We start from the raw sequence: 15,048 nt of genomic DNA, 5'->3' as shown, positions 1-15,048 counted from the left end.
GTTCAACGCTGCCCGCTCTCACGGGCAGCGAACGCGGTATCGGCAACTCGACCGGTTGAATCTGCACCCCCCTCCTCGAAACTGACGGGCGCATTGATACGTAGCCGCCCGCGCGGTTCGAGTGAGGTCATGCACCGATGCGCACGTTGCATTTCGCGGCGATCTCCAGCAGCTTCGCAACATCGGGGGGCCCAGGCGGCACTTCCGCGTCGATCATCGTGAACAGCGCCGAGGCCTCGCCGGTGTGCCCGGCCACCGAAAGCATTTCGCACCCGCCCACACCCATCGTGAAGCTATGCACGGCGCCGGCCGGCACATGAACGAGCGTGCCCGGCGTGGCTGTGGTGGTCATGCCGTTGCAAGTAATCTCGACGCTGCCCTTGATGACGTAAAACGACTCGTCCCAGTCGTGGCTATGGGGAGGCGGGCCACTCCCTTCCGGGCCTTCCTGAAGGAAGATTTCGTAGCCACGCGTCGCCTCGCGCGATGCCAGCACGGTGATCTTTTCACCGACGACATTGAGGGCGCGCGCGTATTCGCGTGGCGTCACCACAAACGGTTGCGGGTTCATGGCTATGGTTTCCTTCGATGTGCGGGCCATCGTGCGTGTGAAGCACTCACTGCCAGCCGCCCCGTCCGCAATGGTAAGAGGAATGAAGGTCGCCCCGGTTTCAGCGCCTCGGCCAGCGTGGAAGACTGGCGCCACACCGGCCAGTACAGCGTAAGCACAGGCGCACGCCCTTGTATGTGGTCTGGCGCACGCAGTGCGTGCCGATCGCGGCTGCAACGGATACGTTCGCTAGCCGGTATTGCTGTTAAGGTGATCCGGCGTATCCAGCTTTGATATTACGTATGATGCCGCGCTCAGAGCTTTCGGCGCGGTTCGCGCGCCGTGTGCTGGATTCGAAGATCCGTGCGGCCGATCCGATGAGCGATGACCGTATCAGCCGGTAGTACTTCAGGCGTTCGCGGCTTGTTCCTTCACCCAGAACACCACCACTGAAGTTTCTTCTTCGAAGCGCTCGGCGTGCTCGGCGCCAGCCGGGATGATGCACCATTCACCGCTGCTCACCGGTCGTTCGGCGCCGTCCAGCGTCAGGTGGAGCGTGCCAGCGCTGACCAGCACGTAATTGGTGGTGGGATGCGTGTGCAGCGGACTGCTATGACTTTTCCGGGTAGCAACGGTGACGTCGCAGCGCTCGCCGTTGATTCTGCCAAGGGCAAGCAGAGCGTCGGGGATATGTGCCATTTAAAACTTCCTCGAGAGTGGGGCATCGCAAGTTTAGCGGCGCCGATACGGGTTGTGCCGATAGTTGACACCCCAAAAGGGACGGTCGCACCGCCTGTAAGCGAACGCCGGTCACTCTAATCGAATCTTCCGGCTCACAATCCACGGGCCTGCAGCCCCAAGAGTAAGCATGCTTGTCAAGCCAGCAGGAGACACCTGGCTGCGCAAGATACAGCAACGCATCAACGTGGGACGGGAGCGTTCTTCAACACCGTCATTGCGACCCATAACGCTATCCAGATCACCACATACGCATTCAGATCCTGCGGTCGAAAATAAGGTTCTTCGCGGATTTCCGTGAGTGATGGGAAATGCCGGCCGGAGTGGCTGTACTGATCGTGAGCCGACGGGTGCTGACGCACATACACGCCTATTTTGTGGCTGTTAGCTGTGGACTCGTGGCGCAACGGTTGTTCGCCGCTGAAAACGGCTTGTGTCGTACGGGAGAAACGACTAATGAAGCGCACACTTGTCATCGGACTCGCACTGCTCCTTGTGGCGTGTGGAACGGCGAGAACCGTGGTACTGGAGCCGGCCAAGACTCATGACCGATTTTCGGGGGTCGAACTCGTCGAAAGCGAGGCAACGGTGACAGTGCCGCCTGAAGTAACCGCGAAAATGCGCTCAGTTATCGAAAAAGGGCTTTATGAGAATGGTACCTTCACGCGTGGAAAGGACTTGCGAATCGTCTATACAATTGTTTCCAACAATCCTGGGAGTCAGTTTCAACGTTGGTTGTTAGGCGGTATTGGCAATGCTGGGGAAGGTTCACTCGTCGTCATGGTGCGCTATCTCGATACGACCGATACCGAGTTGGCAAAGACCGAGGTCGAAGGGAAGATTGGTAGCGGTTTCTTCGGCGGATCATACGAAGAAGCTGTTACAAAGGCAGGTGAGGATATCGTTAAGTATACGATCCAAAACTTCGGCTCGCGTTGATGCCTCAATCTGCAGGCTGTCGACTCCCTTCTCGGAATAGCCCTTGCCAGCCGACACGACAGCCAATTGCCCGCGCAGCACCCTTTCTTCATTTGCAACACCTTGACTGCTTTCGCAGTCTCTAGTGTGTTGCATCGACCGGTTGAATCCGCAACCCGTTTCCGCCGGTCGAGCCGTTTGGGTTGCAAGGACGAGTTTTAGTGCAGTTAAAAAATTCATCCGACGAATCAGCGGCGCAAACAAAGCGAAACGACAGTCAAGCTTGCGACCTGCAGTCTTACGAACCTTCATGACGGTGGCTTTACCCGATAGGGCAAGAAGTTCTTTGCTCGAAGGCCGCTGTCCGCTGCAGCGACTTTCCGGGAAGCGGCGCCGCAAGAGCGAACTCCTATTTTTTTACAAACGTTTGCGCTCAAGGTATCAAGTCTCACCGTCCCACGCCGAAAACGCGTACATCGCCACAAAACTTTGGAGGCCCGACGTGAGGCGCGTTGTGCTTTTGCTAGCTGTAATGTTTGTGACAGGTTGCGCACAGCTGCAGCACCCCAACACGGCTCAAGCCGAGAAACCTGCGATGTCGAACGTGATCATGAAGTTCGACATTCCCGCCGATGCACTCGGCGCACGCGATCCGCAACTGACTGCGGTGCTCGCCAAGGCGGGCGCGCTCGCCGCCTCACAGAAGCAGCCCACCGTGATCCGCGTGACGGCGCTGGGCCAGGACTTCAAGTACATCAACCTGGCGATCTGGCGGGGAGTGCCGCAGCACGGGCTCAAACCCACGCTCGAAAACCTCACGTCCGGCGCAAACCAGCCGTACAGCGTCTCGATCGAGCTGCAACATGCGGGGAGCTGACACGATGCGTCTGATTGCTTTCGCCGCGCTATCGCTATGCTTGAGTTCAGCCGCGTGGGCCGGCCAGCCTGCCGCTGGCGCGCCTGCAACCGCTGCCGCCACAGCCTCTGCGGACAAGGTCTACCCGCCGCTGCCCTCGCTCGCCATGCTGCCGCCCTCCACCGGCGACGACGACGAACTTCCCGCGCCGCACTCGACATGGCGCGGCAAGAAGAAGATGCGCCAGCACGATTGCCGCTGCGCGATGCCGATGCCGCGCCTCATCGTCTCCGATGCATCGCGCACCTATCTCCATGACATCGAGCAAAAGCTCGATTCCGCACTGGCGCAGTAAAGCAGAACCTGGAGCACCGACCCGTGGACCCGCACAAGACCAACACCTTCCGCCCCTTGCGATTGTGGGCCATATGCGCCTGGGCGGCGCTGCTGGCGCTCGGCAGTTCGGCCGCACAAGCCGCCCCGTCCGCCGACGATTGCTTCGACAAAGCCGGCGCTTACCAGGGCGTCAATCCGCTCGTGCTGCGCGCCGTGGCGTGGCGCGAATCGAAAGGCGACGCGACCGCCATCAACCGTAACGCCAACGGTTCGATCGACGTGGGGCAATTGCAGATCAATTCGATCCACTTTCCGGAACTCGAGAGCCGGGGCATTCCGCACCGCGCGCTCACGGACCCGTGCGTGAATATCTTCGTGGCCGCCTGGCTGCTCAAGCAGAAGATGGTGCGTTACGGCAACACGTGGCGCGCAATCGGCGCATATCACTCGGAATCGCCGCACGAGCGCGACGCCTACGCACACAGCATCCAGGCGATTCTCCTGAGCTGGGGGCTGTTGCGGCCGCAGCGGTGAGGTTCAAGCGCAGGCCCCGCGAGTTCGTTGCCAGGGCAACGGCTGCGTGAAGCTCCGTTGCCGGACGTGCGCAAACGAAAAGCCGTGCACAATACCCCCATGCGAGCCCCAGATCTTGAACGCCTTGTCACCGTCACCATGCCCTTCGGTAAATACAAAGGCCGGCTCATCGCCGACCTACCCGGGCATTACCTTAATTGGTTTGCCCGCGAAGGATTTCCGCGGGGCGAACTCGGCCAGCTGCTCGCACTGATGCAAGAGATGGACCATAACGGCCTGAGGGACTTGCTTGAGCCGCTGCGCAAACGAGGATAGCGCGTCAATCAGGCGCTATTGACACTACGGACACTGCGGACACCGCGCGCCGCTCCGGCACCCCGCATCGACGGGCGCCAGCCCGGCAGCCCGTCGGGCTTCGAACCTGCATTTGCATAAAATCTGCGTGAGCGATGGAATAGCTCCGCTTCTGATGGGTTCACTCCTTTGAGACACCTGTTTGTCACAACGGGAGAACCATCGTGCACCCCCCAAGTCCTTATACCGGGCGAATGTTCCTGAGCGTCGTCATTGTGCTGACGATGTCGGCACTTTACGGCTCGCCTGCCTTCGCTGCGCGTTTACTAACCGCAGCCTCCGACGAAACGCCCTTCCTGGCGGAGAACAATACCGCCATGACAAGGATGATGGACGGCATGTCCGTGAAGCCCACAGGCGACGTCGATAGCGATTTCGTCGCCTTGATGGTGCCTCACCATCAAGGCGCCATCGACATGGCACAGGCCGAACTACGCTACGGGCACAACGAACAGTTACGCCGCATTGCTCAAGAGATCGTCGTCGAACAGCAGCAGGAAATCGTCGCCATGCGCGTCGCGCTCGGGCAGGCATTGCCGCCGTCGGCCCCCGCTCCGGACCAGCAAAAACCAGCCGCTCTACCTACCGCCCCTGCCCACGCCGGATCCGACGACAACCGGCAAATGAACATGCTCAACCCTATGCGCGAGAATCAGTGATGAAACGCCAATCGATTTTTACCATCACGTTGTCAGCTGCCGCGCTAGCCGCGGCACAGTTCGCGTGGGCCGGACAGGCTCCGGGATCGCTGTCCGACCCGGACATTCCGGTAAGCCATCACGATCGCGTCTACGCTGCCGAGCAGTTTTCCAACACGGTGTCGGTGATCGACCCGGCCGACAACAAACTGGTCGGTCTGATTCGTCTCGGCGATCCCTCACCGGGCAATTTCAGCCCTTTGTACAAGGGCCAATTGCTCGTGCACGGCATGGGTTACTCGCCTGACCATCACACGATTGCGGTCGTTTCGATCGGATCGAACGCGGTTTCCTTCATCGATACGCGGACTAACGTCGTCAAGCATGTCACCTACGTCGGCCGCTCGCCTCATGAGGCTTTCTTCACGCCCGATGGAAAGGAAGTCTGGGTGACTGTGCGAGGCGAAAACTATGTCGCGGTACTCGACGGCAAGACGTACGAGGAGAAAACGCGCATTACCGTCCCGGCGGGTCCCGGCATGCAGATCTTCTCGCCGGACGGGAAGTACGGTTATGTCTGTTCGTCCTTCAATCCGGAGACTGAGGTGGTGTCCGTGGCCAACCACAAGATCGTCGGCACCGTCAAACAGGCCAGCCCCTTCTGTCCCGACCTCGCGGCAACGCCCGACGGCAAGCAAGTCTGGTTCACGCTCAAGGACACCGGCAAAGTCCAGGTGTTCGATGCAAGGCCCCCATTTACGCTCATCAGAACACTCGACACGGGACCGATCACGAATCACGTCAATATCGTGCATAACCCCAGGGGCACGTTCGCGTACGTCACCGTTGGCGGCCTGAACGTGGTCAAGGTGTTTCGAACCGACGACTTTTCACAGGTCGCGACAATCCCCGTCGGCAACCTGCCGCATGGACTGTGGCCTTCGGGGGACGGCAGCCGCATCTATGTCGGCCTCGAAAACGCCGACGCAATGGATGCGATCGACACACTGACCAACACGGTCATCGCGACTGTGCCCATTGGCCAGGCGCCGCAGGCTGTCACCTACGTGCCGAATGCAGTACCGGAAGGTGATGGCACGCAGAACCTGCAGACACTCGGCCTGGCTGGACAGAGCGTTCATATTGCACTGCTGCCGGTCGGGGCGGGCAAGCGCGCGGATGCCGTGAATGCACCGACGACTGTCGCGTTGTTCGACCAGGGGCTCGTTCAGGTTCTCCAGGCCGCTGTCACCGGCCTGCAGCCGAAGCAGCCCTATGTACTCGGTCTTGTTGACAACCCCGATGGCACGGGTGAAGTGCAGGTGCTTGCGAATTTCATGTCTAATCCAGCGGGCTCGGCGATCGTCAATGCTCTCGGCCAGATTCGCCAACTGGTCACATCGGAAGCGAGCACCGCCGGAGACAAGCGCCGCTACCTCGTGGTCGCCCCTCAAATAGCGGGCAAGCCTGGGGCTCCTGTTCAGGTGCAGGCGCTGTGACTCGATCTGCCGCTGCGAGATGTCGTTTGCAGCGGCAGAAGTTCAGAACATCTTGCGCAACCCAATCGCGGCGCCCACATTATTGCTTCGGCCGAGCGAATCAACAGCACCCGTGATTTTGTCGGTCGTACCCGGATAATCGGCAGCAAACGCGCCATTGCCGCGCGAAAAATCCACGGTGCCATAAATTTCCGTGTGTTTCGACAGGGAATATTCGGCGAGCACAGTAGCGGAATAGTTAATGCCCGAACCCAGCGTGCCGTCGAGCAGTTCGGCGTTACGCGTGTGCCCGTAATAGCCGGCCACGGTAATCAGCAGCGGGCGGGTCGCCTGCCAGTTCGCGCCGATGTAGAGCGTGTCATCGATTCGATTCGGACTGGCGCCAGCCAGTTTCGGCGCGCCGGACTGTTGCATGTTGCTGTCGGTCGTGCCGGTACGATCTTGCGCATGAAGCCACCCGGCCAAAAGGCGAATGGCGGGCGTGATCTGGTAGGCGCCGCTGACGTGAAGCAGATTGATCTTGGCGCCGTTGATCGCGCTACCCTGAGCCTGGGTAACCGAAGTCTGTTGAAAGCCAGCGCCCAGTAACGCCGGTCCACGCTCGTAGGTCAATTCGACGGCGTAGGTGCTGCCAAGACCCACCGCGCCCGCTTGATTTCCGAATCCATAGATTGCATCAATGCTGAATCCATTGGTGCTCAACTTGTATTTGATACTGTTGTTGATCGTGAGATATGGGCCGATGCCATTCCACATCCAACTGTCCTGCCAATAGTTGCCCACGGTGAGCGGATCGAATATATCGCCCATGGTGTCGTAGAGCGGCGCATATTGATTGCCCAGTGTCACCGCGCCGTAACGGTCGCTCGACAGGCCAACATAGGCTTGACGGCTGAACAGCGTGTCACGTTCGTGAAGCGCGCCACTATTCGCTTGAAAGCCATTTTCCAGTCGAAAGATCGCGGATAACCCGCCGCCGAGATCTTCGGTTCCACGCAAGCCCCAGCGGCTGTTCGTCTCCGGACCGACGACCATGCTAATCGAGTCCTTGCCATCGGCAGCGGCATTCGTCTGATAGCGCAATGCGGTATCCACGATACCGTACAAGGTCACAGAACTCTGGGCATGGGCAGAAGGGGTGGCAACCGCGGTAAGTGCGCCAAGTGCCCCCGAAATAATAATTTTTTTCATTTATATGTACCGTGGGAAGTCTGGGGGCGATATCCCGATAGCGGTATCGAGTTGCCCTCCAGACGAACCTGCGGAGCATAGTTCTTTGCGATCTTTTGAAAAATTGCAGAATCTGGATTGGTCAATTCCAGAAATCGGAAGAATGCACGATTGACGCGCCGCCACCGGCAGCTTCGGAAACCACCAATGCCGCCAGAAACGCCTTTAGGGTTACGGATCCGGACCTTTCAGTGGTCGTTAGATCGAGCCTCAACTTTTACGACTCTGACGTGTGTATTCCCGCCTGCCGCAATTTATTGCCAGGCGAAAAAAACTGAAGGTGATTTCGTCACCCGAGAGCCCCCGTACACCAGACTACCGATAGTTGACGAAGTTAATGATGTCGTTGAGAAACCACGGCAGAATCAGCTGCGTATCGGGGTAGCTGGTGCCGACGCTGAGCCTCGGCGGATGTGACGCAGCGTCGCCGGGCGTCACCTTTTCGGGCGCGTGTAAAATGTAGGCATCCGTGTCGGCCAAATGTGGCCGCACGGTCTGGTTATTCGCGGGCGACGATGCCGAGGTACAGCCGGTAGTGAACACGATGAGGGCCGCTGCGAAGCAAATGGGCTTCATGATGGCGTGAACTCCAGCAACGTTACTTCGAGACAGTATGGCCGATGATGGATTCGTCTGGTTCGTGAGCGAACGCTGCCGCGCACAGTCAATGCAGCAATAGGCGCAGTTCTGGTCGACATGACCTATCCTCCAGGTCCCACCGCTCGCGATTGACGCATATCATGCGTGAACCGCCCGGCGATTTTTTCGCCGTTACGCACGCAATACCCCAAAGCCATGAAAGGTCTGCGCCGCTTCATTCTTCTGATCGTGTTTCTGCTCCCCGCCCTGAACGGTTGGGCAATGGCGACGATCATGCCGGCCACCGCCACCCACGGCATGGCGAGCAGCGCGTGCGACCACGTCGCCTTTTCCGCCGCAACGGCGCAGCCCGTTAAACCCTGCGTGCAACACAAGAATGCCTGCAGCGTACCGTCCTGCTGTCCGGTTTGCGGCCCGCTGGTTCCCGCCGTTGCAGCCGCGCGATTTGCGGCTGCAACGCGTTCAAGCGCCTGGATTTCGACACATCCGGCGCTCCTGAGCGGCATCACCTTCCCCCCGCCCCATCGTCCCCCGGCGCCAGTTTGAGCACTGTACCCGCCGTCCCGGCGTGTTTGCGCACGCCAGGATCGATGACGACACATCCATCACGCTGGAGGGGCCATCATGCCCAAATTCCGCCATTCTCTCGTTGCCGCCCTGCTGGCGGTACTCAGCATGTCCACCCTGGCCGCCATTCCGGCGATCGTTTATAAAAGCCCGACCTGTGGCTGCTGCGAAGACTACGTCAGCTACCTCAAGCAAAACGGTTTCGCCGTCACGGCGATCAACACCGACGACATGTCGCGCGTTGAAAAGCAGTTTCACGTCACGCCCGAAATGGCCAGTTGCCATACCGTCAAGATCGGCAACTACGTCATCGAGGGTCATGTACCCGTGGCGGCCATCAAGCGCCTGCTGGCCGAAAAACCCCCTATCCTCGGACTGTCCATTCCGGGCATGCCGCAGCACGCGCCCGGTATGGGCACGTACCAGCCGGGCACGCTCGACGTCTATGAGTTGACTGCGGACGGGCGCACGGGCGTGCTGTATGGCCGCTTCTGATCGATGCCGATGAACGACATGAGCGGGCGCCCAAACCCGAGCGGTGGCGCGCCCTCGCCTGGCCGCAGCGCAGGTTGCGGCACGTTTGCAAGGAATACAGCAATGAAGATGAAATCTCTTTCCATGGTCATGCTGGCCGCAGCGCTTTTCCAGGCCAGCACGACATTTGCCCAGATGCCGGCGATGCATATGGAACATGCGCAACATGCGCATCATGCGTTTGCGTTTGGCCGTCCGGCCCAGGAAGCCGACGTGACGAAGACGATCCACGTTGAGGCCAATGATCAGATGCGGCTCAATTTCGACTCCATGGCAATCCGGCGCGGCGACGTGGTGAAGTTCGTCGTCAAGAACGTGGGCCAGGTGCCGCATGAGTTCGCGGTCGGCGATGACGCATTCCGGCGCGAACATATAAACGAAATGAAGCAGATGGCGGCGATGCCCGGCATGGCGGGCATGGAGCACCCGGATCCGAACGTCGTCAGCCTTCAGCCTGGCGAAACCAAAACGCTAATCTGGCGCTTCGATCCGCTCCATACGCGTAACGTCCTGTTCGCGTGTTATGTGCCGGGCCATTACGAGGCCGGTATGTATCAGCGGATCGTCATCGGCGATTAACCACCACACGTGTAAACAGCACACGCCTCGCAAACGCGAGGCGTGCTTTACATCGTTTCAGTTCAGAACTGGTCTTCGCTCATTGCGAGCACGCTCTGGCCACCGCGCCCGCTGAGAATCGACACCGCCATGCTGCCCGCCAGCGGGAGAATGTGCTCCGCGTAGAACTGCGCCACAACGATCTTCGCACCATGGAACGACGGATCGTCTGCGTGGCAACGCGTCGATGCAAGCAGCGCGCGCGCCATCTGCCAGCCGCACAGCACGATGCCCGCCAGCTTCAGGTAAGGCACGCTGCCCATGAACACCGCATTCGGATCGCGCTTCGTATTCGCAACGACGAACTCAACCACATTGGCAAGCGCCTGCGCGCCCTGCTTCAACTGCGCGCCCATCGACGCCGCAGCCGTGCCGTCCACCTGAGCGAGCGCTTCGATCGTTTCCGCAATTTCGGCGAGCACCGCACGCGCAACCGCGCCGCCGTCACGCACGGTCTTGCGTCCGACCAGGTCGTTGGCCTGAATAGCCGTGGTGCCCTCGTAAATCGCGAGAATCCGTGCATCGCGATAGAACTGCGCGGCGCCCGTCTCTTCGATAAAGCCCATGCCGCCGTGCACCTGCACGCCGAGGCTCGCCACGTCGTTGACCATCTCCGTGCTCCAGCCTTTCACGATCGGCACGAGATACTCGTAAATCGCCTGATGACGCTCGCGCTCTGCTGCGTCGGCATGGCGGTGCGCGTGGTCGCTGTGCGCGGCGGCCACATACGCTAGCGCGCGCGCACCTTCGGTCAGCGCGCGCATCGTCGCGAGCATGCGACGCACGTCAGGATGGTGAATGATCGACACGGCCTGCGCCGCCGATCCGTCGACGGGGCGGCTCTGCACGCGTTCCTTTGCATACGCAACAGCCTTCTGGTAGGCGCTCTCCGCGACGCCGATGCCCTGCATGCCCACGCCGAAGCGCGCCGCGTTCATCATGATGAACATGTATTCGAGGCCGCGATTCGCCTCACCGACCAGATAGCCCACTGCGCCGCCTTCGTCGCCGTACTGCAAAACCGCCGTGGGACTCGCCTTGATGCCGAGCTTGTGTTCGATCGAAACGCAGCGCACGTCGTTGCGTGCGCCGAGGTTGCCGTCTTCAGTCACGAGGAATTTCGGCACGATGAAGAGCGAGATGCCTTTCACGCCAGCCGGTGCGTCGGGGGTGCGGGCCAGCACGAGGTGCACGATGTTCTCCGCCATGTCGTGCTCGCCCCACGTGATGAAGATCTTCGTGCCGAAGATCCGGTACGAACCGTCCGCCTGCGGTTCGGCGCGCGAGCGCACGAGCGCGAGATCGGAGCCTGCCTGCGGCTCCGTGAGATTCATCGTGCCGGTCCATTCACCCGAAATCAGCTTCGGCACATAGCGAGCTTTTTGATCGTCCGTGCCCGCCGTGAGCAGCGCTTCGATTGCGCCATCGGTCAGGAGCGGACACAGCGCGAACGAAAGGTTCGCCGCATTCAGCATTTCGATGCACGGCGTGGCGATCAATTTCGGCAGCGCCTGGCCGCCGTATTCGGACGGATGCTGCAAACCTTGCCAGCCGCCCTCGACAAACTGGCGGAACGCCTCCTTGAAACCCGCCGTCGCCGTCACTTCGCCGTCGTGCCAGCTGCTCGGTGCGCGGTCGCCCGTCACGTTCAGCGGCGCGAGCACTTCGCCGCAGAGCTTCGCGGCTTCGTCGAGCACGGCCTGCGCGGTGTCGAAGTTCGCATCCTCGAAACCGGGCAAAGCGGCGACGGTGTCCATGCCGGCCAGTTCCTTCAGCACGAACAGCATGTCCTTGACGGGGGCGGTATAGCTCATGATGGTCCTTCCAGTGACGCGGTAAATGAGGAAACACACAGCGCCTGCAGGCCGGCAAAGCGGCGGGGCACACTCGGGTTTCGGCAGATCGTAGCGCCAAAGGCATGCGCACGGACTGTCCAAACCGGACCACCTGGTGACAAATCTGGCCACGTCGTGCCGCGCGCATACCTATTCAGGGTGGTTGCCGTCAACCGCGCACGCGGTACGTGCCTGGCGTGCTGCCGGTCCAGTGGCGGAATGCGCGATGAAAGGCGCTGGGATCGTCAAAGCCGATGTCGCCCGCGATGGCCGCAATCGTGTCCTGCGTTTCGGTGAGACGCAGGATGGCAATATCGCGGCGCAGGTCGTCCTTGAGCGACTGAAAGGATGTGTCTTCGGCGGCGAGGCGCCGGCAAAGCGTACGGACCGAACAATGCAGGTTTTGCGCCGCTTGCTCGATGGTCGGCAAATCGGGCAGCGTCCCGGCGAGATACTGGCGGACGCGGTGCCCGACACGCTGTTCGCTGAACGATTCGAAAATCCAGTCGCCGGGCGAGCGCGCGAGAAAGTTGCGCAGATTGCGCTTGCTCTGGCGGATCGGCATGTCGAGATACGCCGCGCCGAAACGCATCAGCGTGGATTCGCAACCAAAGCGCACGGGCCCTGAAAAGAAGTAACGGTGATCGCGCGCGTGCGGCGGCTGCGGGCACGCGAATTCAACCTGCAACAGCGGAATCTTCTGCCCGATCAGCCACGACGAGACACCGTGCGCGAGCTTGAGCATCAATTCCTGTCCGAGCGGGCCGATTGGCCCATATGCGGAATGCGGGCACAGTTCGACCTGCGCCACCGGGCCGCTGCGGCGCGATTCGAGCCGGAAATCGTCCAGCACGATATGGAAAAACTGGCCAAAACGGTGCAGCGCCGTTTCGAGGTTGCGCGCATCGAGCAGGCTCAAACAAAGAAACTTCAGCGTGCCGCTGCGAAACGGCCGGGTGAAAACGCCGGGCATCTCGTCGTCGAGTTCGATGGCCAGCGCCTGATAGAGCGCGGAAAACTGCTCTTCCGTCACGCGTGCGCCGGGTTCGCGCAGCAGCTCGGGCGCCACGCCAGCCTGCTTCAGATAGCGGTGACTCACTTCAGCCTTCGCCCCCGCTGACGCGAGAAAGCCATTGACGAGAGAGATCGGAACAGTTGCGCTCGGCGCTTGCATGCGGGGTTTTCGGATAATGGCGTGGGCCGTCGGCGCACGAATGCGACATTCTAGAACGGCCGCCGCACCTCGACACGCATAACGAACACTCGGGCCGCCTTTAAGCAAGCCGGGCTGTTCGCCGCGCGATTGGCACGTTATCCGCTCAGAAATTGAAATTGCCGATATTCTGTGTGTCCAAAGTGATTGATGCTCCGAGTATCGCTTCGCCAGTTCGCATCGGTATGGATCTTTTTCACGCCGCGATTCAGATAGCATGCCAGCCAATCATCCCGCTTTGCGTCACGCAGAAGCACAAGGCACAGGTCGGTCTCGATGTTTTCAAAGATAGCTGGCTATCATGAGCGCCTTTCGCGGATTCGCATACCTTTTCTGGAGTTGATCTCATGACATGGCGCCGCATTCGGCAAGATTATTTAATCCGGTTTTGGGCGCCACTCCCCTCGATCATTGCAGCCGGCGTGCTCTCCGCGTTCTACTTCGGTATTACGGGCACCTTCTGGGCTGTAACCGGCGAATTCACGCGCTGGGGTGGTCATGTGCTTCAGGCATTCGGCCTGCATCCCGAGAATTGGAGCTACTTCAAGGTCATCGGACTGCACGGTGCGCCGTGGACGCGCATCGACGGCGTCATGGTGCTCGGCATGTTCGCAGGCAGCCTGTCCGCCGCGCTGTGGGCCAACAATGTCAAGCTCCGTTTTCCGCGCAGGCGGCGCCGCATCGTCCAGGCGCTCGTTGGCGGCGCGATAGCCGGATTCGGTGCGCGGCTCGCGATGGGATGCAATCTCGCGGCCTTTTTCACGGGCATTCCCCAATTCTCGCTGCATGCATGGTTGTTTGCGCTGTCCACCATCGTCGGCTCGTATTTCGGCACACGCGTAGCACTGCTGCGGTTTCTTAAGGCCGAACCTCGTCTTGAGCGCGTGGCGGCTGGCCAGAAATCGGCCCTTCCCGCCAGACAACCGCGTTGGCAATTCCGCATCGGCGTCGCCGTATTCGCCGCCGCGCTTGCCGCTTCGCTCGCTCTTGCCTTCGGTGCAGAGAAGCTCGGCCTTGCCGCCGCATTTGGCATAGCATTCGGCGTGCTGATCGAGCGCGCGCAAATCTGCTTCACATCGGCATTCCGCGACATGTGGATCACAGGACGCACAACCACGGCGCGCGCCATCGTGCTCGGCATGGCCGCCAGTACCATCGGGATCTTCAGTTACGTCCAGCTCGGCGTCGCGCCGAAGATCTTCTGGGCCGGTCCGAATGCGATCATCGGCGGCGTGATGTTCGGCTTCGGCATCGTGGTGGCAGGCGGCTGCGAAACGGGCTGGATGTATCGCGCGATGGAAGGCCAGGTGCATTACTGGTGGGTCGGCGTCGGCAACATTCTGGGCGGAACGCTGATCGCGGCACTTTGGGATCGCGTCGCACCGGTGCTGGTGCTCGACTACCCGAAGGTCAACCTGCTGAATGCACTGGGGCCGATGGGCGGTCTGATCGCGACTTATGCGGGCCTCGTCATCGCGTTCGCCCTGTTGCTGTGGTGGGAAAAAACCTTCCTCGATCGTGCGCAAACGCGCACCCTTCGCCAAACCGAACCCGGGAGCGCAATCTGATGGCCGACGAAACCTTGACCCCCGACTTCCGTCTCGACCTCAGTGGCGAGCCGTGCCCTTATCCGGTGGTCGCGACACTCGAAACCATGCCGAATCTGCAGCCCGGCGAGATTCTCGAAGTGCTCAGCGACTGTCCCCAGTCGATCAACAGCATTCCCGCCGATGTGAAGCGCTACGGATACCGCGTGCTGAAGATCGAACAGCATGGGCCGACAATTCTTTACTGGATTCAACGATAAGCAACCTCGCAACGGATTCGCCGGGCCGACGGCTACCGTTGCGCGGAAGCGCCCTTGTTGTTAAACCCTCGCCAGCATCAGACCAGCGGCAACGCATACTCGAATAGCACAGCACTGCTTTTGGCGCAGCGCGTGATGAAGCGCAAGGTCTCGATGACCGCGGCCTCATCGAGGTACATCGTCACGCCAAGCCAACTGAAAATGGCCGGTGCGCCCGCACA

Annotated in this window: 18 protein-coding genes and 1 pseudogene; 12 read left to right on the top strand and 7 right to left on the bottom strand. The window is 60.6% G+C overall.

Annotated features, from left to right (window positions below):
• Positions 1 to 127 precede the first annotated feature (127 nt).
• Together ACFPTO_RS13640 and ACFPTO_RS13635 are read right to left on the bottom strand one after the other, a co-directional pair.
• The gene (locus tag ACFPTO_RS13640; protein WP_377711866.1) at positions 128 to 571 is read right to left on the bottom strand and encodes a cupin domain-containing protein; all 444 of its coding nucleotides are present in this window, start codon (positions 569 to 571) and stop codon (positions 128 to 130) included.
• Positions 572 to 958: 387 nt separating this feature from the next.
• A complete protein-coding gene (locus ACFPTO_RS13635; protein WP_377711865.1) occupies positions 959 to 1,249 on the bottom strand; it encodes a cupin domain-containing protein in 291 nt (96 codons plus the stop codon).
• A gap of 495 nt (positions 1,250 to 1,744) precedes the next feature.
• Between ACFPTO_RS13635 and ACFPTO_RS13630 the strand changes: the two genes are divergently transcribed.
• From ACFPTO_RS13630 to ACFPTO_RS13600, 7 genes are all read left to right on the top strand, one after another.
• A complete protein-coding gene (locus ACFPTO_RS13630) occupies positions 1,745 to 2,227 on the top strand; it encodes a hypothetical protein (RefSeq protein WP_377711864.1) in 483 nt (160 codons plus the stop codon).
• 481 nt (positions 2,228 to 2,708) lie between these two features.
• Positions 2,709 to 3,083, top strand: a complete 375-nt coding sequence (locus ACFPTO_RS13625; protein WP_377711863.1) for a hypothetical protein — start codon at positions 2,709 to 2,711, stop codon at positions 3,081 to 3,083.
• 4 nt (positions 3,084 to 3,087) lie between these two features.
• A complete protein-coding gene (locus ACFPTO_RS13620; protein ID WP_377711862.1) occupies positions 3,088 to 3,417 on the top strand; it encodes a hypothetical protein in 330 nt (109 codons plus the stop codon).
• 23 nt (positions 3,418 to 3,440) lie between these two features.
• Entirely contained in the window at positions 3,441 to 3,932 is a 492-nt protein-coding gene (locus ACFPTO_RS13615; RefSeq protein WP_377711861.1) for a lytic transglycosylase domain-containing protein, read from the top strand.
• A gap of 99 nt (positions 3,933 to 4,031) precedes the next feature.
• Complete coding sequence (locus ACFPTO_RS13610; protein ID WP_377712104.1) at positions 4,032 to 4,247, top strand: DUF3820 family protein; 216 nt, start codon at positions 4,032 to 4,034, stop codon at positions 4,245 to 4,247.
• 203 nt (positions 4,248 to 4,450) lie between these two features.
• A complete protein-coding gene (locus tag ACFPTO_RS13605; protein WP_377711860.1) occupies positions 4,451 to 4,945 on the top strand; it encodes a DUF305 domain-containing protein in 495 nt (164 codons plus the stop codon).
• Positions 4,945 to 6,423: a YncE family protein gene (locus tag ACFPTO_RS13600; RefSeq protein ID WP_377711859.1), complete on the top strand. Its 1,479-nt coding sequence runs from the start codon at positions 4,945 to 4,947 to the stop codon at positions 6,421 to 6,423. Before ACFPTO_RS13605 ends, ACFPTO_RS13600 begins: the two co-directional genes overlap by 1 nt.
• 42 nt (positions 6,424 to 6,465) lie before the next feature.
• Here the strand turns inward: ACFPTO_RS13600 and ACFPTO_RS13595 are convergent, their stop codons facing one another.
• Together ACFPTO_RS13595 and ACFPTO_RS13590 are read right to left on the bottom strand one after the other, a co-directional pair.
• Positions 6,466 to 7,614, bottom strand: coding sequence for a porin (locus tag ACFPTO_RS13595; RefSeq protein ID WP_377711858.1), 1,149 nt, complete (start codon positions 7,612 to 7,614; stop codon positions 6,466 to 6,468).
• A gap of 354 nt (positions 7,615 to 7,968) precedes the next feature.
• Positions 7,969 to 8,229, bottom strand: a complete 261-nt coding sequence (locus ACFPTO_RS13590; protein WP_377711857.1) for a hypothetical protein — start codon at positions 8,227 to 8,229, stop codon at positions 7,969 to 7,971.
• A gap of 168 nt (positions 8,230 to 8,397) precedes the next feature.
• Between ACFPTO_RS13590 and ACFPTO_RS13585 the strand changes: the two genes are divergently transcribed.
• From ACFPTO_RS13585 to ACFPTO_RS13575, 3 genes are all read left to right on the top strand, one after another.
• Positions 8,398 to 8,799, top strand: a complete 402-nt coding sequence (locus ACFPTO_RS13585) for a hypothetical protein (protein WP_377711856.1) — start codon at positions 8,398 to 8,400, stop codon at positions 8,797 to 8,799.
• A gap of 78 nt (positions 8,800 to 8,877) precedes the next feature.
• Positions 8,878 to 9,315 (top strand): DUF411 domain-containing protein, encoded by a 438-nt coding sequence (locus ACFPTO_RS13580; RefSeq protein ID WP_293033945.1) that lies wholly within the window; start codon positions 8,878 to 8,880, stop codon positions 9,313 to 9,315.
• 102 nt (positions 9,316 to 9,417) lie between these two features.
• Positions 9,418 to 9,933: a cupredoxin domain-containing protein gene (locus tag ACFPTO_RS13575; protein ID WP_377711855.1), complete on the top strand. Its 516-nt coding sequence runs from the start codon at positions 9,418 to 9,420 to the stop codon at positions 9,931 to 9,933.
• A gap of 62 nt (positions 9,934 to 9,995) precedes the next feature.
• Here ACFPTO_RS13575 and ACFPTO_RS13570 read toward each other — a convergent pair whose 3' ends face one another.
• A complete protein-coding gene (locus ACFPTO_RS13570) occupies positions 9,996 to 11,786 on the bottom strand; it encodes an acyl-CoA dehydrogenase (protein ID WP_377711854.1) in 1,791 nt (596 codons plus the stop codon).
• Between the two features lie 190 nt (positions 11,787 to 11,976).
• Complete coding sequence (locus tag ACFPTO_RS13565; RefSeq protein ID WP_377711853.1) at positions 11,977 to 12,981, bottom strand: AraC family transcriptional regulator; 1,005 nt, start codon at positions 12,979 to 12,981, stop codon at positions 11,977 to 11,979.
• Positions 12,982 to 13,367: 386 nt separating this feature from the next.
• On the opposite strand from ACFPTO_RS13565, the gene yedE reads away from it, so the two are divergent.
• Positions 13,368 to 14,588, top strand: a complete 1,221-nt coding sequence (yedE, locus tag ACFPTO_RS13560) for a selenium metabolism membrane protein YedE/FdhT (RefSeq protein ID WP_377711852.1) — start codon at positions 13,368 to 13,370, stop codon at positions 14,586 to 14,588.
• A complete protein-coding gene (yedF, locus tag ACFPTO_RS13555; protein WP_377711851.1) occupies positions 14,588 to 14,827 on the top strand; it encodes a sulfurtransferase-like selenium metabolism protein YedF in 240 nt (79 codons plus the stop codon). Before yedE ends, yedF begins: the two co-directional genes overlap by 1 nt.
• An 83-nt stretch (positions 14,828 to 14,910) precedes the next feature.
• Here the strand turns inward: yedF and ACFPTO_RS13550 are convergent.
• Positions 14,911 to 15,042: pseudogene (locus ACFPTO_RS13550) on the bottom strand (SAM-dependent methyltransferase); the annotation flags it as partial.
• Positions 15,043 to 15,048 lie beyond the last annotated feature (6 nt).

The organism is Paraburkholderia denitrificans, assembly GCF_042655705.1.
Classification (GTDB): Bacteria; Pseudomonadota; Gammaproteobacteria; order Burkholderiales; family Burkholderiaceae; genus Paraburkholderia; species Paraburkholderia denitrificans.
This window is presented reverse-complemented; position numbering and strand designations above follow the sequence as displayed.